General features: G+C 36.9%; 24 protein-coding genes. 10 read left to right on the top strand and 14 right to left on the bottom strand.

What is annotated here, in order from left to right; all coding sequences use genetic code 11:
• Positions 1-309: 309 nt before the first annotated feature.
• The gene (locus G466_RS0120780; RefSeq protein ID WP_026815344.1) at positions 310-906 is read left to right on the top strand and encodes a TetR/AcrR family transcriptional regulator; all 597 of its coding nucleotides are present in this window, start codon (positions 310-312) and stop codon (positions 904-906) included.
• Positions 907-912: 6 nt separating this feature from the next.
• On the opposite strand, the gene G466_RS0120775 is transcribed toward G466_RS0120780, so the two are convergent.
• The gene (locus G466_RS0120775) at positions 913-2,415 is read right to left on the bottom strand and encodes a PorP/SprF family type IX secretion system membrane protein (protein ID WP_026815343.1); all 1,503 of its coding nucleotides are present in this window, start codon (positions 2,413-2,415) and stop codon (positions 913-915) included.
• Between the two features lie 95 nt (positions 2,416-2,510).
• On the opposite strand from G466_RS0120775, the gene G466_RS0120770 reads away from it, so the two are divergent.
• Positions 2,511-3,041: a SixA phosphatase family protein gene (locus tag G466_RS0120770; protein WP_026815342.1), complete on the top strand. Its 531-nt coding sequence runs from the start codon at positions 2,511-2,513 to the stop codon at positions 3,039-3,041.
• Here G466_RS0120770 and G466_RS0120765 read toward each other — a convergent pair.
• Positions 3,038-3,787, bottom strand: coding sequence for a DUF6503 family protein (locus tag G466_RS0120765; protein ID WP_026815341.1), 750 nt, complete (start codon positions 3,785-3,787; stop codon positions 3,038-3,040). The genes G466_RS0120770 and G466_RS0120765 overlap by 4 nt on opposite strands.
• Positions 3,788-3,917: 130 nt before the next feature.
• Between G466_RS0120765 and smpB the strand changes: the two genes are divergently transcribed.
• Positions 3,918-4,379, top strand: a complete 462-nt coding sequence (smpB, locus tag G466_RS0120760; RefSeq protein ID WP_026815340.1) for an SsrA-binding protein SmpB — start codon at positions 3,918-3,920, stop codon at positions 4,377-4,379.
• A gap of 79 nt (positions 4,380-4,458) precedes the next feature.
• Here the strand turns inward: smpB and G466_RS0120755 are convergent, their stop codons facing one another.
• The gene (locus G466_RS0120755; protein WP_026815339.1) at positions 4,459-5,100 is read right to left on the bottom strand and encodes a protein-L-isoaspartate(D-aspartate) O-methyltransferase; all 642 of its coding nucleotides are present in this window, start codon (positions 5,098-5,100) and stop codon (positions 4,459-4,461) included.
• A gap of 323 nt (positions 5,101-5,423) precedes the next feature.
• Between G466_RS0120755 and G466_RS0120745 the strand changes: the two genes are divergently transcribed.
• From G466_RS0120745 to G466_RS0120715, 7 genes are all read left to right on the top strand, one after another.
• Complete coding sequence (locus tag G466_RS0120745) at positions 5,424-6,383, top strand: Gfo/Idh/MocA family protein (RefSeq protein WP_026815338.1); 960 nt, start codon at positions 5,424-5,426, stop codon at positions 6,381-6,383.
• Between the two features lie 63 nt (positions 6,384-6,446).
• Positions 6,447-7,334 (top strand): 3-hydroxybutyryl-CoA dehydrogenase, encoded by an 888-nt coding sequence (locus G466_RS0120740; protein WP_026815337.1) that lies wholly within the window; start codon positions 6,447-6,449, stop codon positions 7,332-7,334.
• A 44-nt stretch (positions 7,335-7,378) separates the two neighbouring features.
• On the top strand, positions 7,379-8,032 hold the full coding sequence (locus G466_RS0120735; protein ID WP_026815336.1) for a YggS family pyridoxal phosphate-dependent enzyme: 654 nt from the start codon (positions 7,379-7,381) through the stop codon (positions 8,030-8,032).
• A gap of 68 nt (positions 8,033-8,100) precedes the next feature.
• On the top strand, positions 8,101-9,468 hold the full coding sequence (locus tag G466_RS0120730) for an exonuclease domain-containing protein (protein WP_026815335.1): 1,368 nt from the start codon (positions 8,101-8,103) through the stop codon (positions 9,466-9,468).
• Positions 9,465-10,298, top strand: a complete 834-nt coding sequence (locus G466_RS0120725) for an ion transporter (protein ID WP_026815334.1) — start codon at positions 9,465-9,467, stop codon at positions 10,296-10,298. Before G466_RS0120730 ends, G466_RS0120725 begins: the two co-directional genes overlap by 4 nt.
• Positions 10,299-10,300: 2 nt before the next feature.
• Positions 10,301-11,212 (top strand): tRNA (adenosine(37)-N6)-dimethylallyltransferase MiaA, encoded by a 912-nt coding sequence (gene miaA, locus G466_RS0120720; protein WP_026815333.1) that lies wholly within the window; start codon positions 10,301-10,303, stop codon positions 11,210-11,212.
• The gene (locus G466_RS0120715) at positions 11,209-11,706 is read left to right on the top strand and encodes a gluconokinase (RefSeq protein WP_026815332.1); all 498 of its coding nucleotides are present in this window, start codon (positions 11,209-11,211) and stop codon (positions 11,704-11,706) included. The genes miaA and G466_RS0120715 overlap by 4 nt, the downstream gene beginning before the upstream one ends.
• 54 nt (positions 11,707-11,760) lie before the next feature.
• Here G466_RS0120715 and G466_RS0120710 read toward each other — a convergent pair whose 3' ends face one another.
• From G466_RS0120710 to G466_RS0120660, 11 genes are all read right to left on the bottom strand, one after another.
• Positions 11,761-12,468 carry a response regulator transcription factor gene (locus tag G466_RS0120710; protein WP_026815331.1) on the bottom strand — a complete coding sequence of 236 codons (708 nt, stop codon included), beginning with the start codon at positions 12,466-12,468 and terminating at the stop codon, positions 11,761-11,763.
• Positions 12,469-12,475: 7 nt separating this feature from the next.
• Positions 12,476-14,050: a sensor histidine kinase gene (locus tag G466_RS0120705; protein WP_026815330.1), complete on the bottom strand. Its 1,575-nt coding sequence runs from the start codon at positions 14,048-14,050 to the stop codon at positions 12,476-12,478.
• Between the two features lie 79 nt (positions 14,051-14,129).
• Complete coding sequence (gene coaE / locus G466_RS0120700; protein WP_026815329.1) at positions 14,130-14,717, bottom strand: dephospho-CoA kinase; 588 nt, start codon at positions 14,715-14,717, stop codon at positions 14,130-14,132.
• A complete protein-coding gene (locus G466_RS0120695) occupies positions 14,714-15,670 on the bottom strand; it encodes a YbbR-like domain-containing protein (protein WP_026815328.1) in 957 nt (318 codons plus the stop codon). Before G466_RS0120695 ends, coaE begins: the two co-directional genes overlap by 4 nt.
• Before the next feature lie 13 nt (positions 15,671-15,683).
• On the bottom strand, positions 15,684-16,682 hold the full coding sequence (locus tag G466_RS0120690) for a glycosyltransferase (RefSeq protein ID WP_026815327.1): 999 nt from the start codon (positions 16,680-16,682) through the stop codon (positions 15,684-15,686).
• 142 nt (positions 16,683-16,824) lie between these two features.
• Positions 16,825-17,637, bottom strand: a complete 813-nt coding sequence (locus G466_RS0120685; protein WP_026815326.1) for an enoyl-ACP reductase FabI — start codon at positions 17,635-17,637, stop codon at positions 16,825-16,827.
• Between the two features lie 213 nt (positions 17,638-17,850).
• The gene (gene recN, locus G466_RS0120680) at positions 17,851-19,503 is read right to left on the bottom strand and encodes a DNA repair protein RecN (protein ID WP_026815325.1); all 1,653 of its coding nucleotides are present in this window, start codon (positions 19,501-19,503) and stop codon (positions 17,851-17,853) included.
• 283 nt (positions 19,504-19,786) lie between these two features.
• A complete protein-coding gene (gene porD / locus G466_RS0120675; RefSeq protein ID WP_026815324.1) occupies positions 19,787-20,677 on the bottom strand; it encodes a type IX secretion system protein PorD in 891 nt (296 codons plus the stop codon).
• Positions 20,670-21,875, bottom strand: coding sequence for a bifunctional phosphopantothenoylcysteine decarboxylase/phosphopantothenate--cysteine ligase CoaBC (gene coaBC / locus G466_RS0120670; protein WP_026815323.1), 1,206 nt, complete (start codon positions 21,873-21,875; stop codon positions 20,670-20,672). Before coaBC ends, porD begins: the two co-directional genes overlap by 8 nt.
• Before the next feature lie 3 nt (positions 21,876-21,878).
• Positions 21,879-22,211 (bottom strand): DNA-directed RNA polymerase subunit omega, encoded by a 333-nt coding sequence (locus tag G466_RS0120665; RefSeq protein WP_026815322.1) that lies wholly within the window; start codon positions 22,209-22,211, stop codon positions 21,879-21,881.
• 13 nt (positions 22,212-22,224) lie between these two features.
• Positions 22,225-23,034, bottom strand: coding sequence for an outer membrane protein assembly factor BamD (locus G466_RS0120660; RefSeq protein ID WP_229797221.1), 810 nt, complete (start codon positions 23,032-23,034; stop codon positions 22,225-22,227).
• Positions 23,035-23,138 lie beyond the last annotated feature (104 nt).

Below are 23,138 nucleotides of genomic sequence, written 5' to 3'. Positions count from 1 at the left end.
ATTCATTGCAAGCACTTGAAGCATCTGACAGAAACTACAAAAAGCAGTTTGAAGTTAACGTTGGAGCATTCCAGTCTCACTCCGTGAGCAAGCAACAACTGAAAAAGGCGTTTTATTTTAAAATAGAACGCCTTTTTATGTTTACAGAAATGACAAAAAATATACGCTAACAAATACCCTTGCCCGAGGGGACCTGTTTATACCACACTTCTATAATCATCGTCACAAAAAATATTGCCAAACTTTATTTTTAAACATTATATACCTACCAGTATAAGATTTTCTATATTAGCATAAAATTGTTAGGACATGTCTACAAAAGCAGAAAGAACCTCCGCCTACATCATTGAAACCGTAGCGCCAATTTTTAATAAACTAGGATATGTTGGCACCAGCATGAGTGACCTTACAGAAGCAACCGGACTTACAAAAGGTGCTTTGTACGGAAATTTTGAAAATAAGGAATCTCTAGCTCTTGCCGCATTTGAATTTAATAGCAACAAATTACTTTCTAAAATAGATGCACTTCTGGAAACCGAGGGTACAGCTATGGCACGTCTATTTATACTCACGGACTTCTATCGTAAATACGATGAGTTTATAGAAGATTTAGGAGGCTGCCCTATTGTAAATATTGGAGTGGACGCTAAAAACAACAACAACCTACTTTTAGCCGCCACTAAAGAAACCATAAAGATAATTGAGGGCAAAATTGCCTTGGTACTAGAGAATGGAGTCAATAATAATGAGATAAGGTTACCCGTTACCCCTTTACAATTTTCCAAACAACTTTTTACTATGCTCCAGGGAGCCATTGTTATGGCTACCATTACCAATGACCGTAAATATTTAATCAATACAATTGCCTACTTAGAGCAATTGATTTCCAAGGAAATAAAAAAGTAAAGAACATTATTCTCCAATTATTCTATAAATCCATATCCTTTCAGAGTAGTTTCCATAATACTTACTATCTCTAGCTTCTTCTGCACCACGTAAGGTGTCATATCTTTCAAGATACACGTAATCGTACTTTTGTTTAGGTACAAAGAAGTACTTAGCATTTATACCTTGTCCCGCTAAGCTCTTGATAAATAGATCTCGATACGTATCGCTACCGTAAATATTTGCTATTAGATAAAATCCGGCTTTTTCACCTTCTAATTTATCCACTTCCTCATAATGCCCTTTTGTAACGGCCTTACCCGCCTTCTTTCGTTCTGCAATACGTTCTTGGTCGGCTCTAATGGTTACTGCTGACGTTCCCTTTAATTCCTTTTGAGAATCCATCCTCTGTTGCTCGTCTAACTTAGCCACTTCTAAAAGTGCTTCCGTTTTTTGCCATTCTTTGATCTGTCTGTTCTTTTCCCTTTGCACCTCAAATACAAGTTCTTTGTCATAATTCTTTTGATCTTTTCTAGATCTCCTTTTAGCTACTCGAATTTCCTTTTTAGTAGGTTCCAATTCATTTAATTCTTCCTCCTCTGGGACTTCACCCCTACTCACCCACTGTTTTCCTAAACTAAAGGCCGCTACAATTTCAAAACTTGGATCTTTTTGTTTTACCAACCCATCTATTCCAAATTCTACCAAAGCGCCTAATGACACCTGCTTAAAGAATCGACCTCCTATTCCGCCCGATACACCATAAAAGCTATTATACCCTCCTTGAACCCAAAAGGAATCGGAAGAAAGAAGGACATTTAACCCCATTTGAGTATCCTCATAGGGTACAGATCTGAAGTAGACCATGGGTCGTAGATAGGCACCGCTAACCCCATTAAAAAGTTGTATTGGAAATTGATAATCCAAGGTTCCCGTAAAAACGCGCTCATCCCTATCTGAGTTGCTTTTATTGGTATTGAAATTATAATCCATTAAATTATCCGAAGAAAATCCGACACCAAAACCATCTATCTCAAAACGCACACCTGGAGCAAATTGTAAAATAAACGCATCGGATACCTGAAATTGCGGTAAGATAACCGGTTCGTTAGATTGGTAATGGTCATCTGCCAATTGGCTTGTAAAACCAAATAAATTAAAGCCAAAAGATAAGCTCATCTTATATCCTAAATTAAAAGCATAAGCATAATTTACCACCCCACCAGAATTATGAAATACACCTGTATTATGCTGTATAAAACCTATCCCTATTGAAGAACGGTCATTTATTTTCCCAGTATAATTTAGCATCCAGGACGATGGATCACTATCAATATGCTGCCACTGATACCTAGACCAGAATGCAATGGAATGAGCATTAATTGGGTCTAAAGAATAGACCGGATTTAATAAACTAGCATTAAATTCCGATATATTATGCTGCCTAAAATCTGTGGGTAGTCCTGCTTCCTGAGCATTAGAGAAGAAAACCCCTAACAATATAAAGAGTATTAATAACTTAGTATTCATACAGAAATGAGCTAAAACTAATGGTTTTGTATACTATATTCCCGATATTTCAGTTAAATAATAACTTATCGGTATTACCTTAACTAGAATTAACCATGAATAGTATAAAACTACTTATAATATTAATAGTATCCTTAAGCATATGGAGCTGCAAGGAAGAACCTAAGGAAATTGTAAAAAGTAGTAACGAACACGTTTCCACCTTTTACTTTATTAGGCATGCGGAAAAAGATCGTTCCAATCCCGAAGATAAAGATCCTGAGCTAAGTCAGGAAGGTATGGGACGTGCTATCCGATGGGCAGAAATACTAGATCTAGTTGACTTGGATGCTATTTACATCTCCAATTTTGAACGGACTGCTATGACGGCTGCTCCAATTTCCATAAAAAAGGATATCAGCCCCCAATATTATGATCCCCATGCCGTGAATATTAAAGATTTCATGACGCGTAATCTAGACTATAATGTCCTAATAGTGGGTCATAGCAATACTATTCCTCAGTTTGTAAATGGCATGTTAGGTGAAGAAAAATACACCTCAATGGAAGATTATGACAATTCTACCCTGTTTATAGTACGAGTTATAGACGGTATTGCAACAGATATTCGCTTAAAAATGGATTAATCTAGGGCTTTTACCACCACATTTTCCAATTCAATTTTTGAAAGCAACTCTAACTCTCCTTTCTCATACAGCTTATCGGTTTCATATAAGGTTACCTTTTGGGGAGAAGCTTTATAATTTTCATAATCCACTATGCGAATTCCATTTAAATAACGCTCATTATAAGCTACCCTAAATCGGATGCCTCCACCATTTATATGAAACTCATATGCTAGGTAATCTGGTTTAAAAGTTTCTTTATTGATCCAATAGACATACACATCTTCAAAGTCATCACCGCCACCCGCTTGCTCAAAAGTAACCTTGATTTTATAATAATCTTTATTTTTGATTTTCACTTCCCCTAGTAATTCCTTATTCACTGCATGATCGTTTAAACCATAAGGTAAATTCACAAAATAATGTACAGAATTCAGGGAATTGGAATAAACATTAGCTATGGAATCCGATAAGGCTACCAAACCTTCTCCAACGGTTCGTTCCAATGTATTATTTTTCAAAACATCAACATACCTCACGGAATCCTTAATACCTGTACGGCTCAATATGCGTTTACCTTTTTCCCAGCTAGACTTGTAATCTAATTCTCTAAATGAAAAGGAAATAGCCCTATTTTTATAGTTATCCCCTCCGCTAACAAAAATGGACTTATTCACAATCTCCTGTGCGGAAAGCTCAGTTTTTGGTTGTTCTTTACACGAAACCCACAAAAGTGCCGAAACGGCAAAATATAAAACTCTCATCATTTGTTTTCCTATTTAATCGCAAAAATGACTAAAACATTACAACAAAACTATTATAAAATCGAAATTGTAAAATAGTACAGTACTAACCAGGAGGATAAATTGGATAATTGTTTCTATTTTTGTGGGAGATATGCAGAAGAAAATAAACATTAAGAATAAGAGAGCACGGTTTGATTATGAACTGATAGACACCTATACTGCAGGTATCGTATTATCGGGCACCGAAATTAAATCTATCCGTGAAAGCAAAGCCTCTATTTCGGAGAGCTTTTGCGAGTTTAATGATAAAGGTGAATTGTTTGTGGTGAATATGCAAGTAGACGAATACGCGCATGGCACCCATTATAATCACTTGCCCAAAGCAGAGCGCAAGCTCCTACTCAACCGAGGGGAATTAAAAAAGTTAGAGAAGGAAGTCAAAAATAGCGGACTCACTATTATCCCTCTTAACCTATTTCTAAACGATCGTGGTTTGGCCAAGTTGAACATTGCCCTGGCAAAGGGTAAAAAGTTATACGATAAACGCGAAACTATAAAAGACCGGGATAATAAGAGAAACTTGGATCGCGTCAAGAAAAGCTTTAACAATTAAAATCTAAGGCCAAGTTGTTTCAAAATTATAAATTCTTAGAAAGACTTGGCCCATCTACCGTTAACCTTAAAGGGTACTACTAATTCTTATCTTCCAATAAGGGTACAAATCTAAAGGAACCCAATTCTTTTTTTTCAAATTCTTTGGCAGACTTTCTTATGAATAATGTCATTATCTGTTCATCCACACCTACCGGAATAACCAATCTACCTCCAATTTTCAGCTGCGCCAACAAGGGGTTGGGGACAAACGGGGCTCCAGCTGTTACAATTATCCCATCAAAAGGTGCTTCTTCCGGCAATCCTTTATAACCATCCCCAAAAATCACATTTTTTGGTCTATATCCCATTTTATTAAAAAACAGGTTGGTTTTCTTAAAAAGTTCCAGTTGCCTCTCAATAGTATATACCCTCGCTTTTAGCTTAAGAAGGACAGCCGTTTGATAACCACTACCTGTTCCTATTTCCAGAATTTTATGATTGGGCTCTACCTGTAACAACTCGGTTTGAAATGCAACGGTATAAGGTTGTGAAATGGTTTGATCTGCACCTATGGGAAAAGCCTTATCCTGATAGGCATGATCTTCAAAACTACTATCCAGAAACAAGTGCCTGGGTATGGAACGGATGGCGTTCAACACCGCATTGTCCACAATTCCCTTTTCCGAAAGGACCTCGGCAAGCTGATTACGCATTCCGCGATGTTTTAAAGTATCTCTCACTGTATTAAGCTTTGGTTTTGGCCTGTAAAGTTATAAAAGAAAACTTAATAAATTAGGTGTGACTGGGGAATGCTACATCCATTCTTTACCAACTTGTTGGTGATGAGCAATTGATACGTTGTAGAAAAAATTAAAAACAACCGAACGCGCCTATATTAGCGTTCCAATTATCAACCATCCCTACTGGCAATCATGATTTTTCTGAAAAATTTAGACTAACCCATAGTATATAATGCTACAAAACCTAAAAGGATATACCCTATTTTTTGTTTTAGGGTCTTATAACTTGCAAACTATCCTTATTTTTGAAAAAAAACAATTCTATGCTTAATGTTGGCGTCCTAGGAGCAGGACATTTAGGAAAAATACACCTTCGGTTACTTAATGAATCTAGCAAATATAATTTGGTCGGATTTTATGACCCCGATGTTATTAACGGAAAGAAAGTAGCCGCAGAGTTTGGATATGTTTTCTTTGATAATATCAATAAATTAATCGATGCAGTAGATGTAATAGATATTGTTACCCCTACATTGTCTCATTTCGATTGTGCAAAAAAAGCAATGGAGAAGGGAAAACATGTATTTATAGAAAAACCAATTACCAATACGTTGGAAGAGGCCGAAATACTATTGGCGCTAGAAAAAAAACATAATGTCAAAGGACAGGTAGGGCATGTGGAACGATTTAATCCTGCCTTCATGGCAGTAAAGGAAAATATTAACAATCCGATGTTTATTGAGACCCATAGGTTGGCTGAATTTAATCCGCGGGGAACCGATGTACCCGTGGTATTAGATCTAATGATACACGATATAGATGCAATCCTCAGCGTTGTAAACTCCGAAGTAAAACAGATCAATGCCAGTGGGGTTTCAGTAATAAGCAATTCCCCAGATATAGCCAATGCTAGGATAGAATTTGAAAATGGGTGTGTTGCTAATCTTACCGCAAGTAGAATCTCTTTAAAGAATATGAGAAAATCACGTTTTTTTCAGCGTGATGCTTATATCTCCGTAGATTTTTTAGAAAAGAAGGTAGAGGTGGTGAGAATGAAGGATGCCCCTGAAGAACCTGGAGATTTTGACATGATATTACAGAATGCAGAAGGTATGAAAAAACAGATCTATTTTGAAAATCCCTCTGTCCCGGCAAATAATGCTATTTTGGATGAGTTGGAGACCTTTGCCGATGCAATAAAAAATGACACTACTCCCGTAGTAACCCTTGAACAAGGTTTCCAAGCTTTAAGGGTAGCATTACAGGTTATTAAGTCGTTCTAGAAGCACTTACTTCAACTAAATAGTAACTGCTCTATAGTTTAACATACAATCGTAAAAAAATCAATGATGAACATAGCGATCATAGGTGCAGGGACTATGGGCAATGGCATTGCCCATGTGTTTGCCCAACATGGGTATAAGACAAACCTTATAGATATCTCCTCGGCTTCCCTAGAAAAGGGAGTGGCGACCATTGGCAAGAATTTAGACCGGATGCTTGCCAAAGAAGTGATTACGGAAGCAGACAAAAAATCTACCTTAGATAGAATAAGCACCTTTACTGTTTTGTCTAAAGGTGTTAAAGATGTTCAATTGGTAATTGAGGCCGCAACAGAAAATACGGATCTAAAATTAAAAATATTTGGAGAGTTAGATACCCTATGTTCTCCCAATACCATTTTGGCCACTAATACCTCCTCCATATCCATTACACAAATAGCAGCTGCCACAAATAGAGCAGATAAGGTAATAGGGATGCATTTTATGAATCCCGTCCCAATAATGAATTTAGTGGAAATCATTAGGGGGTATAGCACCTCGGACGAAGTAACCCATACTATAATGGAATTGTCTAAGCGCCTTGGTAAAACCCCAACGGAAGTCAATGATTACCCCGGTTTTGTAGCGAATAGAATCTTAATGCCCATGATTAATGAGGCTATAGAAACCTTGTATAATAAGGTTGCCGGAGTATCGGAAATAGACACAGTAATGAAACTGGGAATGGCACACCCTATGGGGCCTTTGCAATTGGCCGACTTTATTGGATTGGATGTCTGTCTTTCCATTTTAAATGTGATGTATGATGGCTTTAAAAACCCAAAGTATGCCCCATGTCCATTATTGGTAAATATGGTAATGGCCGGTAAGCTTGGGGTTAAGTCGGGAGAGGGATTTTACGACTATGCCACCAATAAAAAAGCGGAAATAGTGTCCAAACAATTTAGTTAACGTCACATTTTTTTTAATGAATAAAAATTTAAAAATTAAAATGTATGTCCATTAAAGATAATCTCATTCAAATAAAAGAATCCTTACCACAGAATGTGACTTTGGTTGCTGTGAGCAAAACAAAGCCACTGTCTGATATCCAAGAAGCTTATGATGCAGGGCAACGGATTTTTGGTGAAAATAAAGTTCAGGAAATGACTGATAAATGGGAATTGCTTCCAAAAGATATAGAATGGCACATGATAGGACATCTCCAACGTAACAAGGTAAAGTACATGGCCAGTTTTGTGTCTCTTGTTCATGGGGTTGATAGCTTAAGACTTCTTAAGGAAATTAATAAACGTGCCAAACAAAATGACCGGATAATTCCTTGTTTACTTCAGGTGCATATTGCCGAGGAAGAATCTAAATTTGGTTTTGACGAAAAGGAACTAATGGACCTCATTTCTTCTGGGACGTTGGACAGCTTGGAAAATATAGACATACAAGGGCTCATGGGAATGGCCACATTTACGGAGAATACCCAACAAATAAAAAAAGAATTTAAATCCCTAACGAATTTGTTCAACCGCATAAAGACCAAACTTCCGGGCTTAAAAGAACTATCGATGGGAATGAGTGGGGATTACGATATTGCCATTGGCGAAGGGAGTACTATGGTGCGTTTGGGAAGTAGTATTTTTGGATCTAGAAATTAAAACTTAATCTCATTTGGGTGGGACAAGAATACCTATCTTTGTTATCTATCATGAATTAGAAACAGTACATGTACGTAGTATTAGATATAGAAACCACCGGAGGAAAATATAATGAGGAGGGAATTACGGAAATTGCTATCCATAAATATGACGGACATAAGGTGGTGGATCGTTTTATCAGCCTTATTAATCCCGAAAAGGAAATTCAGCCTTTTGTAGTCAACTTAACAGGTATAAATAATAAAATGTTACGCACTGCCCCAAAATTTCACGAAGTTGCCAAACGGATAGTGGAAATAACTGAGGATGCAGTGATTGTAGCACATAATGCACAATTTGATTATAGGATCTTACGTACGGAATTTAGAAGGTTGGGATACAATTTTGAACGCAAAACCCTGTGTACGGTTGAATTGTCCAAACAATTGCTCCCTGATGCAGAGTCTTATAGTCTTGGTAAATTGGTTCGTTCATTAGGAATTCCTGTCAGCGATCGTCACAGAGCCAATGGAGACGCGCTTGCCACCTTGCAACTTTTTAAATTGTTGCTTTCCAAGGATCTTGATAAAACCATACTTAAAAATGTCTTGCGAAATGAAACACATGGTGAACTTTCTCCAAGACAATTGGATATAGTGGAAGCACTTCCTTCAGAAATTGGGATCTTTTATGTACACAGTAGGGATGGTGAGATTATAATGTTGGGTAAAAGCAACAATATTAAGAAGCGAATCAATCAATATTTTATAAATAGCGGTCCTAAGGCCAGAAAAATCCAAAAGGAAACTAAAAGGGTTACCTACGAAACCACAGGTAACGAATTAGCGGCAGTGCTTAAGGAGAATAGCGAATTAATTCGCAACAAGCCCAAGTACAATGCAAATTTTAAAAGAAGACTATTTTCTCATGGGCTATATAAATCCATAAACGAACATGGGTACATCTCATTGACCGCCCAAAAATTTGACCCTAAAAAGAATGCAATTGCTACCTTTAATAGCCTTATAGGTGCAGAGAATTTTCTATACGCAATTAGGGATGAATTTCAACTATGCAATAAAGTCAACGGCCTTTCTCAGGCAAAGAAAGAGTGCTCCCATTACGCTGAAAGTAAATGTTTAGGAGCATGCATTAAGAAGGAGCCGGTAGAACGCTACAACAACAGGGTAGAAGAATGTATTAAGAAATACAGCATGCCATCTAATGATATCCTTATTTTAGAAAGAGGAAGAGAACCAGGGGAACGATGTGGAATTCTAATTAAAAATGGTATTTTTAAAGGATTGGGTTATTTTAGTCTAAACCATCAAATAAATAATGTACATATTCTAGAATCCATTATCACCCCAATGGATAACAATGAAAACACCAGGCATATAATCACCTCTTATCTCCGAAAAAAAAGAGATATTAAAATTTTAGAATTAAAATCGTGAAAGAGGAAAAAAGAAAAGACTGGAAATCAAAAGTCCATGAGGTAATTTATGGCACCCATACCCCCGCAGGAAGACTTTTTGATCTTTTACTGCTGGCCCTAATTGTTTACAGTGTTATAATAGTAATGCTGGAGAGCGTTCCAAGAATAGATGAAGAATATCATAATTTCTTAAATATTTCGGAGTGGGTGGTTACTGCCCTCTTTACTATTGAATATATCTTACGGATAATAACCATTAACAAGCCCAAGAAATATATATTCAGTTTCTTTGGTGTTGTTGACCTTTTATCTACCATTCCAAAATACCTCTCCCTATTCTTAGTGGGCTCCCAATTTATTACGGCTTTTAGAATATTGCGACTGTTAAGAATTTTTAGGATTTTAAAACTGGTTCGTTTTGTTGGGGAATCCAACAACTTAATAAGAGCTTTAAACTCCAGCAAGACCAAAATTTTTGTATTTGTATTCTTTGTTGTCATTATATCCGTCATATTAGGTACTGTTATGTACATTGTTGAAGGTCCACAAAATGGATATGAAAGTATTCCGCATAGTATCTATTGGACTATAGTGACCCTTACCACTGTAGGGTATGGAGACATTTCTCCTCAAACTCCTTTGGGACAGTTTATTGCGACTATGATTATGATTATTGGGTATGGGATTATTGCAGTACCTACCGGAATTGTATCTGCAGAATATGCTTCGGGCATGGCTAAAGGGGAAAGCTTAGATAAAGGTAGAGCTTGCCCAGAATGTGGTTCGGAAGTATTGCAACAGGACGCCCATTACTGCAGGCAATGTGGTCATAAATTAAGTGAAGATTAAGTATGAAGAATATACTGATCTCCGTTGTAGGACCAACTGCCATAGGTAAAACCTCATTAGCCATTGCACTGGCCAAAACTTTTAAAACCGAGATAATTTCTGCAGATTCCCGCCAGTTTTATAAGGAAATGACCATTGGAACTGCAGTACCATCAGAAAGGGAATTAGCTGAAGCACCTCATCACTTTATACAGCACAAGAGTATTCACGAAGAGTATACAGTTGGTGATTTTGAACGCGAGGCATTGAACAAACTGGAAGAACTATTTAAAGAAAAAAAATATGTAGTTATGGCTGGCGGTAGCGGACTCTATACCGATGCGGTTATCCAGGGTTTAGATCACTTTCCAATAATTGATGCGGAAATACGCACTCAATTAAACCAAATATTGCTTAAAAAAGGTATCTCTAGCCTACAGGATCAATTAAAAACATTAGATCCTGTGTATTACGAAAAAGTAGATCTTAACAATCCACATCGACTTATAAGGGCCTTAGAGATCTGCATAGGAAGTGGACATCCCTATTCTTCCTTTTTAAATAGGGAACGACCAATAAGAGAATTCCAAACCATTACTGTAGGTTTAGAAGCAGATAGAAAAATACTGTACGACAGAATAAACAAGAGAGTAGATTTAATGATAGTGCAAGGTCTTCTGGAGGAAGTAGGCCCACTAAAAGCTTATAGCTCCTTAAACGCGCTGCAAACAGTCGGTTACAGGGAAATGTTCCGTTATATGGACGGAAATATAGATTTAAATTTTGCAATAGAAGAAATAAAGAAAAATACGAGAAGATTTGCCAAACGCCAACTTACTTGGTTGCGAAAAAAGGAAGACATATTATGGGTAAACTATGAGTACAACTTAGGTGAAGTTGAATATAGAATAAACCAAGAACTTGAAAAGAGATGATAGAGTCCAAAAGAAATATAATTTTTGTTATTGGAATTTCAGGCACTGGTAAGTCCACCATTGCCCGACTATTGGCCAAGGAGCTAAAACTACCATTTTTTGAAGGTGATGAATTCCATTCCGAAGCCAATATTAAAAAAATGTCCGGTGGGCATCCCTTAAACGATGGAAATCGGCTGGACTGGCTGCTTCGTTTAAATGATTTAGCCAAAGAACACCGTGAATATGGATGCATTATTGCATGCTCTGCTCTAAAAGAATCCTACAGAAAGATCCTTCAAAACTCTATAGCGTCCCAAGTATTATGGATTTCCCTAGAAGGAAGCTTTCAGCTTATTTCAGATCGATTAAACAGCCGAAAGGGGCATTTTATGCCTCCCACCCTACTCCAATCACAATGGGATACTTTTGAACCGCCTAGCAATGCCATCCAAGTATCCATAGTCCCAAGTCCGGAGAAAATTGTTGAACAAATTTTAAAAGAAATACCATAAATGAAAAAACACCGGAATTACCGGTGTTTTCTCATTTTATTAATAGATTTTATTTTATTCAGTTTTAACAACCAATCTAAACCCTTCCCCGTGGATGTTCAATATTTCCACGTTCTCATCCTTCTTTAAGTATTTACGCAACTTTGCAATATACACGTCCATACTTCGAGAGGTAAAGTAATTATCGTCTCTCCAAATTTTGGTAAGCGCCAATTCCCTAGGCATTAAATCGTTCTCATGTAGTGCCAATAATCTAAGTAATTCATTTTCTTTAGGAGATAGCTTTATAGGCTCCTCCTCCTTATACTTTAAAAATCTAAGCTTAGAGTTTAGTTGGAACCCCCCAAGGGTAAACTCAAACTGCTTGCTATCGGCCAAGGAGTTAGAAGATTTACGCTGGATAATGGCTTTCAATTTCATTAAGAGCACTTCAGAATCAAAGGGTTTATTTAAATAATCATCCGCACCGGCCTTATATCCTTTAAGCACATCTTCCTTCATGGTTTTTGCGGTTAAGAAAACGATAGGAACATTTTCATTTTTTTCCCTAATTTCTTTTGCCAATGTAAACCCATCCTTGTAAGGCATCATAACATCCAAAATACAGACATCAAAATTATCTTTCTTGAATTTTTCAAAACCTTCCATTCCGTTTTTTGCCAAGGTAACGTCAAAATCGTTCATGGCTAAATAATCTTTAAGGACAATTCCGAAATTAGGATCATCCTCAACCAATAATATCTTTTTATTTACTGTTTCCATCATAATTTTAAATTAAAGGTAATTTTATATAGAAAGTAGATCCTTTACCTTTTTCACTTTCTGCATAAACCTCACCTTGGTGATCATCAACTATTTTTTTCACATAGGCTAAACCTAGTCCATGGCCCTTTACATTATGTATATCTCCGGTATGCTCTCTATAAAACTTTTCAAAAACCTTTTTTAGGACCACTTTGCTCATCCCGGCTCCTTTATCTTTTATTTTTATCAATATGTTATTTCCAACAACTTCTGTATAGACGTCTATTTTAGGGACATCTGTGGAATACTTTATCGCATTGTCCAGAATATTAACAATAACGTTGGTAAAATGCATTTCACTGGCCAACACTTCAGTACGCTCCGCTTCTAAATGGGTGTTAATATAACCGCCTCTATCCCCTACAATTAACTCTACATGGGTTATAGCATCAGCTATAATTTCGTGAACATCTGCCCTGTCCTTGGTAATATCCAATTGGTTTTTCTCCAATTTTGAAATTCTAAGTACATTTTCGACCTGTGCGTGCATCCTTTTGTTCTCATCCCTTATCATCTGTAAGTATCGCAATACCTTCTCCTTATCATCAATTATTTTTGGGTTTTTAATTGCCTCTACTGCTAAATTAATCGTTGCTATCGGCGTTTTAAACTCATGGGTCATATTGTTAATAAAGTCCGTTTTAATTTCTGAAATCTGCTTCTGTTTAATTAACTGATAGATAGCACTTGAATAAGCAATTACAATGACCAATGTAAATGCTAAGGACAAAATTGCCATTCCGAGAATAGATTGGATCAAAAATCTTTTTTTCTTTGGAAACGTAAGCAATAAAGAAAAATTCGTACTTCCTTCACTATCTTTAAACAAAGGTGCCTTATACAGTGTTGTTTCAGAAAACTTAAATTGATCAGATCTTAACTTGGTGGGCAACCCTCTACTATACACCCCATATTCATAATCAATATCTATGCCTCTATTTTCAAGTTCACGACTTAAAAACAATTCAATTTCTTGTTTGGACACCCTTTTATATATGGATCTGGATTTGGCCATCTCCCTAAAGTTGTCGTCCATTGCCGCCTTATCTATGGATGAAAGCCCCCCTATCTTCTCTAGTTTCTGTACTGGAGTAAGGGAATATTGCCTACCATCCAAACCAAAATCCTCCTTATAAATTTCAGTCCGTCTAATACTGGTGATATTTTTAAAGGTGGCAGTATCAAAACCTATATCAAAGAACTTAGATGCCATATTATAATCTTCCTCCAAGATTCCGTGGGAGTAAAATCGAATTTCATTGGAGTTGATATCCCTATCGAAGAAAAAGAAATTCTTGAGATGGGTCGCCTTTGGTTTCCCAATACTATCTTTTAATTTATAAAATTCATTTAGATAGTCCTGTACTTCCCTTTTTTCAATATTCTCTACGACCCTATTTAATATTTGGGTCACCGTATTAGAAAATTGCTCTTCTTTGTCTTCTACCGATTTATTTATCCAATAACTTTGGACAAAAATAATCCCGATAAGGGAAAGGCTCATCAAGACAACCAAAAGACCAAATAACCTTTTATTCATTAAAAGTAAAATTATAAATTTAACATTTAGCGCATTGTACGTTTAACCTAAACTTAACAATTATGTTAAAATTTAGCGCTTATGGCCTAGCTTCTTGTAGTTTAAGGTGTATTTCTTTTACCTGAGCGGCAGTATGCTTCAAGTCTGAATTTTCTATTACAAAATGGGAAAGTGAAGCTTTACGATGGTCCTCCCATTGATTAGTAACTCTATCCATGACCTGTTTTGGAGTCACCCCGTCCCTTTTCACCACCCGATTAATACGTGCTGCTAGAGGAGCTGTCACCAGTATTATTTGATCGTAGCGATCATTGGATTCATTTTCAAAAATGATTGCAGCCTCCTGAATTACATAATCCGAGTTTTGTTTTTCTGCCCACTGGAGAAAGTGCTTGCGCACTTCGGGATGCACTATATTATTTAACCCCTCCAATAATACAGAATTCTTGAATACCTTTTTGGATATATAATCCCGATTTAACTTTCCCTCTTTATAGCTATCCTCTCCTAATAAGGCAACAATCTTATTTCTTATGCTTTCGGAATTGTTCATTATTCTCTTTGCTTCCTCATCCGAATTGTAAACCGGCACTCCAAGATCCTTAAACATCGTTGCTATTGTAGATTTTCCACTACCAATTCCACCTGTTAGGCCTATGACTCTCATTGCTTCATCAATATAAACTCTACTTTATCTTCCTTTAATCGGACTACATTTATCGATTCCATTTTCTTAGTAATTTCCAAATTCAGAATATTATCATCATTTTCATCAAATAGAGCATAATCCGCACTCACCTCAAAATCGTTCTCCTTCAGTTTTTTTAAATTAACTAAACGATCCCTGCATAGCACTTCTGCGGTTTCCGGAAAAGTCCTGACTACCACTCCTTCTGGCACGTTAATAACGTTTATAGGCACTGTAAGTATTCGTTCCGAGAATTTAAAAACTTCTCCTTCTACTCGTATTTGATTAGTGGAGTAAGTGGTATTCTCCAGGTCGGTAGGGAGCTCCAAATCTACAGTTTTAGAAAAATCACCCGTTAATTTAGTCAATGTCATATTTTTTGTGGGGATAAATTCCAGATCTGCCAATTCTATTTCAGGGCCGATTACGGTTATAGAATCAGGAGTTAATTTTACATCCTTATCCAACAAATAATGTTGATCCAAATCTATATTTACCATGGAGGCTACCCCAACTTTCTTTTTAACCAGCCTTTGGAAACTGAAGAACATGGTGTCCCGGTCCATATCCAGTATCTCGATATATTTAGAAAGTTCATTTTCTATTTGACCTCTATAATCCATAGGCGACATATAGTATTTTCGTCCTCGTTCCCTCAAGGCAGACAGATCTACATTAACCACTTTATTCTTAAATCCGAATACCAGTAATTGATAACCACTTGCCTTTAACCTAACCCGTATGTTTTTTTTGGATACCTTTTTCAATAATAAACTGTCGGGACTACTATGGTAATGCAGGTCAAACGTAGCTTCATTGGTGTACTGTTCCGCCAAATTACTTATAAACCATGCCAAACTAGACCCTAAAAGAAATATCAAGAATAGTTTTACCTTTCTTTTTTGAAGTACGTTTTTTATGATATTTATCAATTTCTATACGGTTTTAAAAAAATAATTTGGGAAATAACACCTGAGGTTCTTTCTTGCTAAAAGTTAAAAGAACGGAATTTTTCAAAAATCCAATCCCATATCCAATAAATTGTATCGATACGGCAATCAGGGATAATAGTGCAACGGCAACACTTTTGTTCATTAGAAAGGAATGTACAAAAAGCAAACCAAAATATAAGAGATAAACGGAAATTGGCGCAAATAATCCAAAAAATAGTGCAACTAGGGAAATAAGTAGTCCCAAGCAGAACAAGCTAGGGAACCAATACGTGATTTTAGCAGTGCCTGGATGCCATTGATTTAATATAGGTCTCACCATACCGAATTTCCGAACTTGGGTGTAAAACTTACCCCAATCTATCCTTCTCTTATGATAGACGTAAGCTTCTGGGATAAGCCTTGTTTCATATCCTGCTTTCCAAATTCTAAATGTTAAGTCCGGATCTTCACCAGGATGAATATTGCCGTATCCTTGTGTTTTTTCGAATGCCGCCTTAGAAATTCCCATATTAAAACTTCTTGGCTGAAACTTCCCAACCGACGTCTTACCACCTCTTATACCACCAGTAGTAAGCACTGAGGTCATGGCATAATTAATCGCCTTTTGCACTTGGCTAAAGGAGGAATGAGCCGCATCTGGACCTCCATAGCAATCAACATAGTTTTTGGTAAGTGACGCATTTACTATAGAAAGATACTGGGATGGAATAATACAATCTGAATCCAATACAATAAAATAATTTCCTTTAGCGCGCTGCATCCCATAGTTTCGGGAGGAACCCGGTCCAGAGTTTTCTTTTGTTAAATAAGTGACATCAAGCTTATCTTTATAACTGGCTACTACGGTCTCTGAACTCACCGTAGAACCGTCTTCCACAATTACTACTTCAAAAGATTTAGCATAATCCTGAAGCGCTAAACTTTGTAAGAGCTCCCCAATTTCATTAGGCCTATTGTAAACGGGAACGATAAAGGAAAAAAACAGCTTCATTTTCTTTAATGCTTTTAAAAGTAAACGGGAACGACTTTTAACAAGGTAAAATCAGAAGAACCAATCCTCCCAATTTCCTTCCCGTTCACCCAATCTAGGCACCCCTATTTAGGAGCAACTAAGTGATGTTGGTTTCTTAACCTTATTCTGAAAAATTATCAACTACTTCCTGACTTACTCCTGTTGTAGAAAAGCCCCCATCATGAAATAAATTCTGCATAGTCACCTTCTTAGTATAATCTGAAAATAGGGTCACGGTATATTCTGCACAATCCTGAGCGGTAGCATTGCCCAAAGGTGACATTTTTTCGGCATAGTTAATAAAACTGTTAAATCCTTTTACTCCTTGTCCTGCAGTAGTAGGTGTTGGAGATTGAGAGATTGTATTTACCCTCACCTTTTTTTCTTTTCCAAAAAAGTAACCAAAACTTCGGGCTATAGACTCAAGGTAAGCTTTATTATCGGCCATATCATTATAGTCTGGAAAGGTGCGTTGTGCTGCCATATAGGTAAGTGCAACAATACTTCCCCATTCATTCATGGCGTCGGCCTTATACAAACTTTGCAATACCTTATGAAAAGACAGCGCCGATACATCCCAACCCTTAGCTGTAAAATCATATTTTTGATCAGTATATGACCTTCCCTTACGTACGTTTACGGACATACCGATGGCATGGAGAACAAAATCTATCTTTCCACCCAATATTTCCATGGATTTAGCCACTAAATTATCTAAATCTTCTTCGCTAGTTGCATCAGCGGGAACTATTGTGGCACCTGTTTTTTTCGCAAGTTCATCTATTTTTCCCATTCGCATTGCAATTGGTGCATTGGTCAGGACAAATGTTCCGCCTTCCGCATGTACGGTCTCTGCGGTTTTCCATGCGATGGAATTTTCATCCAAAGCTCCAAAAATAATTCCTCTTTTACCCTTCAACAAGTTAAACGACATACCTTTAATTCTTTGTGATTTTTACGTTCCTCAAAGATATTAAAAATTAACGGGCATTAATTATTGATAGAGCGCTTCTCTAATAAAATATGACGTATTACTTATCCTAAAGGTAAAATACAAGCTTCCCTACTGCAAGGGGATTATCCATAATATACCAAGTAAAAATGGATGCTCAATGTACACCAGTGGAACAAGGACAGTATTAAAGATTTAATTTAATAATTGTCTTGCATGGGCTAATGCCGATTCTGAAATGGATTTTCCGCCCAACATTTCCGCCAATTCTGTAACACGCTCCTGTTTAGTAAGGGGCTTCATTTTGGTTTGGGTCCCCATTAGTTCCTCTTCCTTATATACTTTAAAATGATGGGCGCCTTTGGCAGCAACCTGTGGTAGGTGTGTAATGGAAAATATTTGCATAGTATTGCTCATATCTTGCATTATATCTCCCATTTTATTGGATATCTCCCCAGAAACTCCCGTGTCTATCTCATCGAACATCAGGGTAGGCAATTGTTCATATTTGGCCAAGATTGCCTTAATAGCCAACATAATCCTAGAAAGTTCACCTCCAGATGCCACTTTTTTAAGTTCTCCGTAAGCAGAGCCTTTGTTGGCGGATAAAAGAAACGTAAGATTATCCTTCCCTGTAGACTTAAATTCTTTGGAAGGGTGAATTTCTATTTTAAAGGTGGCACTTGCCATTCCCAACTCCGCTAGGGTATCTTCTAATTGCTTTTTTAGATCTGGAAGTATTTTCTTCCTATTCTTGCTCAAGTTAGTACCAATCGCATTTAGTTCAGCTTCTAGATCCAATAACTCTTTTCTCTTTGCTTTAATATCACTTTCAACATTTTCTGTGGCCTGTACTTTTTCGTCCAACTTCTGCCTAATTTCCATCAATTCAGATACATCTTGGGCATTGTGTTTTTTCAAGAGGTTATACAATAGCTGTAGCTTAGTATTTACCTCCTCCAGCATCTCGGGATTGGTTTCTACCTTATCATTAAGGGCAATGAACTCGTTAGAAATATCATCCAATTCTATAAAAACGGAGTTAATACGTTGATCCAATTCGGCATACTGCTGTCCAAAATGTCTCAATTTATGAGAAACTTGCTTCAACTCCGTAAGCAGATTAATCACTCCAATTTGCTCATCACTTAGCAATTGCTGCACTTGAGACAACTGCTCCATAATAATTTCCACATTGTTCAACTGCTCGTATTCCTCCTCCAAAGTTTCAATTATACCTACCTTTAAGGGAGCAGAATTTAATTCTTCAAACAAGAAACTATTGTATTCATGTTCCTTAATGGCATTGCTCTGAAACTCCAAAAGCGCTTCCAATTCCTTGGTACTTGTTTGATATTGATCCAATTTAACCGCATACTGCTCTAACACCTTCTCGTTACTAGCAAGGGCGTCTATTGTTTTCAATTGAAAATCATTCTCTGCTAACTGCATGGTTTGATGCTGGGAATGCACATCTACTAAGCGTCCTCCTAATCTGGAAAGTATATCTAAAGTTACCGGAGAGTCGTTTATAAAGGCCCTTGATTTTCCACTGGGTAAAATTTCTCGCCTTATAATGGTTTTGCGTTCATAGTCTAGATCGTTTTCCATAAAAAACGATTCAAGTTCATATTTGGCTATATCAAATTCGCCTTCTACAATACATTTATTTTCCTTCTCTTTAAGCGAGGAGAGATCGGCTCTCTTACCTAATACCAAGGCTAAACCACCCAATAAAATGGATTTACCGGCACCGGTCTCCCCAGTTATTACCGTAAAACCATTGGTAAACTTAACGTTTAAGTGGTCTATTAGAGCGTAATTTTTAATCGAAAGGTTTGTCAGCAAGGTTCAAGTCTATTATTGAGGTAAAGATAATTGTTATTATATTGGAAAAAAATGGGATGATATTTTTTTTATATAAACTGCTCATTCCGGTTACAATTAGACCTGAACAATACCAAGAAGGAATTGGACAAAAAACGACCCATAACTTTTCTTTACCGGCATATATGGAATAGACAGTGAAGCTCGGGATTATTCACATTGCACCTTAACAGTTAACAAAATGAGTGAATTTCTAAATACTTGTACATAGCAGGAGCACTACTCTAGTAAGCAAATAACAGCATCAAAACTTTATCTTGTTCCAAGTAGAGGAATAAAGAGGTGCTATTTTATTTAAAGTTTCCTTTAACTGAACAACATCTACTTTGGGCCCGTCGGAAAATATATCCTGAATCTCTTGGGACTTGGCGTCAAAGAATATTTGGGTTAAAAATGCATTGGGGTGCCTGGAAGCCATCGTTTCAAACAACCGTAATGTCCCTGCAACTACTTGTTTCCCCGTACTGTTGTTATCTGCTAGGACATCCAAGCCCTTTCTATGATAGTTGTACATGGCAACTCTGTACTCCCTATAGGAGTTGGACATTAGGTTATCCACAAGTTCAAACCTACTTCGGTCACCGGTGGTTCTGCTCCAGCCTGCAGCGCTTCCACTTTGGGATAAACCAACGATCTGCTGGGCCTTTCTAAAATATTCACTGCCACCCTCCAAAGAAAAGGTGTCGGCATCCAATCCTAAAATGAGGTAAGCATAATATGACATTACCGCTACCAGGTTGGAATCCATATTGTTTTCGTTAAAGATCAATGGCTGAAATTCTATATACTGAAAATTGAACTGATTGTCCTTATAGTTAAATACAGGACTTTCATAAGAAGTATTAAAAACGGGACGTGAAGACTGTATCTGTATATTCCCTTTAAAACTATTGGACTCGTGTTCTGTGATAGTAATGAACATTTGTGCGTTCACCTTTTCATTGTCATTGTATTCCCTATTGGACCAGTTAGTTTTATTTACAAAATCGTTTAGGGAACGCTCCAAAGTTTTAAAAATCTGCTGATTGGTCTTGCCTACTTGATCCGCATTTACGGTAACCGTACAATTTAGTTCCTGTGCTCCCAAACCTAGAGAGATAACAAAACAAATAGATGCTAAAATTAGGTTACGCATGGATACGGATTATGATTTCGTTTAAAATATCTTGGGCGACCTCGGCCTTGTTCTTTAGTTTAAACGTTTTAATATTAAAATTCTTATCAATATAGGATATTTTATTGGTTTGTTTTCCAAATCCAGCTCCCGCATCATTTAAGGAATTAAGAACAATGGCGTCCAAATTTTTGCGCTTTAATTTTCCGATGGCATTTTCCTCCTCATTTTCGGTCTCTAGAGCAAATCCAACTAGAAATTGGTCTTTCTTCTCTTGACCCAAGGAAAATAAGATATCCTTATTTTTCACTAGAGGGATATTAAACTCCTCGTCACTTTTTTTTATTTTTTGATCCGCGACTGTCTTAGGCTTATAATCTGATACTGCTGCGGCGCAGATCACAATATCCATATCTTGATATAACGCATGTACCTCCTTGTACATCTCATCTGCAGAAGTAATTTTTATAAGATTTATTTGGGAATGCTGGATAGTTAAATGTGAAGGACCTGAAATTAAATATACCTCGGCCCCCAAATTAGCAGCTTTTTTGGCCAACTCATACCCCATTAATCCTGATGAGTGATTCCCTATAAACCTAACTGGATCTATGGCTTCGTAAGTGGGACCTGCAGTTATCAGCACTTTCTTGTCTATTAATGGCAATTCTTTCGAAAGGTCTCGTATTACAAAATCTACTATCTCCTCTGGTTCTGCCATGCGTCCTTCCCCCACCAATCCACTTGCTAACTCTCCTGTATTCGCCGGAATCATACTATTCCCAAACGAGGTCAATTTGTCAAAAGTTTGCGAGGTAGAAGGATGGATAAACATATCCAGATCCATTGCAGGTGCAAAATAAACCGGGCATTTAGCAGAAAGATAGGTAGCCATCAATAAATTATCGCAATTCCCATGGGCCATTTTAGACATGGTATTGGCTGTAGCCGGAGCGATAATCATAACATCTGCCCACAGCCCCAACTCTACATGATTATTCCATGAAACACGACCATCTTCTTCATTTATAAAAGTGGTGTGAACTGGGTTTTTAGATAATGTAGCCAGGGTTAAGGGAGTAACAAAAGAGCTGGCGCTATGCGTTAAAATTACTTTAACGTTAGCGCCAGCTTTAATAAGTAAGCGTACCAAAAAGGTGGTTTTATAAGCAGCTATACCTCCGGTAACCCCTAAAAGTATATTTTTACCGCCTAACATCCTTTATGCATCTTTCTCTGTATTCCTGTAATAAATTTTATCGTCTAACCACTCTCTTACAGCAATAGCATGTGGTTTAGGAAGTCTTTCGTAGAACTTAGATACTTCTATCTGCTCTTTGTTTTCAAAAACCTCTTCCAAGCTATCGCTATAGGTAGCAAACTCTTCCAATTTTTCCAAAAGTTCCTTTTTAATCTCAGAATTTATCTGAACCGCTCTTTTTGCAGTAATTGAAATAGCCTCATAAATATTTCCAGTCGGGGCATCAAATTCATTCTTATTGATGGTTACCGTAGAAACAGGAGCTTTAGAGCTTTTTAAATCGTTTGTATTCATAACAGATGGTATTTTATTTGGAATAATTTTGCAATTCTTTTTCTATTTTTTCCAAGGTCTTAATGGCATCCTTAAGATAATTTGACTCTGGAAATTGTTTTTTCAATGCATTATAGTGAGACTTAGCAGTGTTAAATCGCTCCTTTTTAAGATATTCAAAGCTATTGAACGCTAATCTAGTAGCCGCATCAAATTTATAATAAAGAGCATCCTCTTGATAAACCGAGCCCGGGTTATCCGCAATAAAATTATCAAATGCCGTAACTGCAGGAGTTAAAAAGGTATAGTCAAACTCACCTATAGTATTAAACTGCTTAGCGATTTCAAACTCCTTACGCTCTTTTTTAGTGGTAAGTTCTTTAGCCATGATATTGGCTTCTACCAAAAATTCTGACTCTGGATAGGCATTTATAAAGTTCTGTAATTTAATCAATGCCTTATCGGTATCGGTTTGATCCAAAGAGTATTTAGGAGATAATTTATAATAGCTCTTTGCCCCCAAGAATCCAGCTTCTGCCGCTTTATCACTTTTCGGATAGGATTTAAGGAATCGCTCAAATTGATATCCGGCCATATTATAGTCCCTTGTCTGGAAATAAGAGTCCGCCAAGAAAAACATTACTCGCTCTCCCTGTGGTCTACCTATATATTTTGGAGCAATCTGCTCCAATAAACGGTTGGCCCTTTTAAAATCGCCCTCATCATAAAATTTCTCGGCCATATCATACTTCGCCTTAACATCTTCATTTTTAAGTACTTTTTGGTACTCACTACAAGAAGCAAGGATTACTGCCAATAAAAAAAAGGGGAATAATCGTTTCATTTTTAAAAACATTCTGCAAAATTAAGGTTTTTGATCGGATATAAAAAACATTATTATCAGGCTAAAATAACTTCCTTCCCTTCTTGTGGCAAATTTTTTGTACA

It is taken from the genome of Arenibacter certesii DSM 19833 (genome assembly GCF_000429545.1).
Lineage (GTDB): Bacteria > Bacteroidota > Bacteroidia > Flavobacteriales > Flavobacteriaceae > Arenibacter > Arenibacter certesii.
This window is presented reverse-complemented; position numbering and strand designations above follow the sequence as displayed.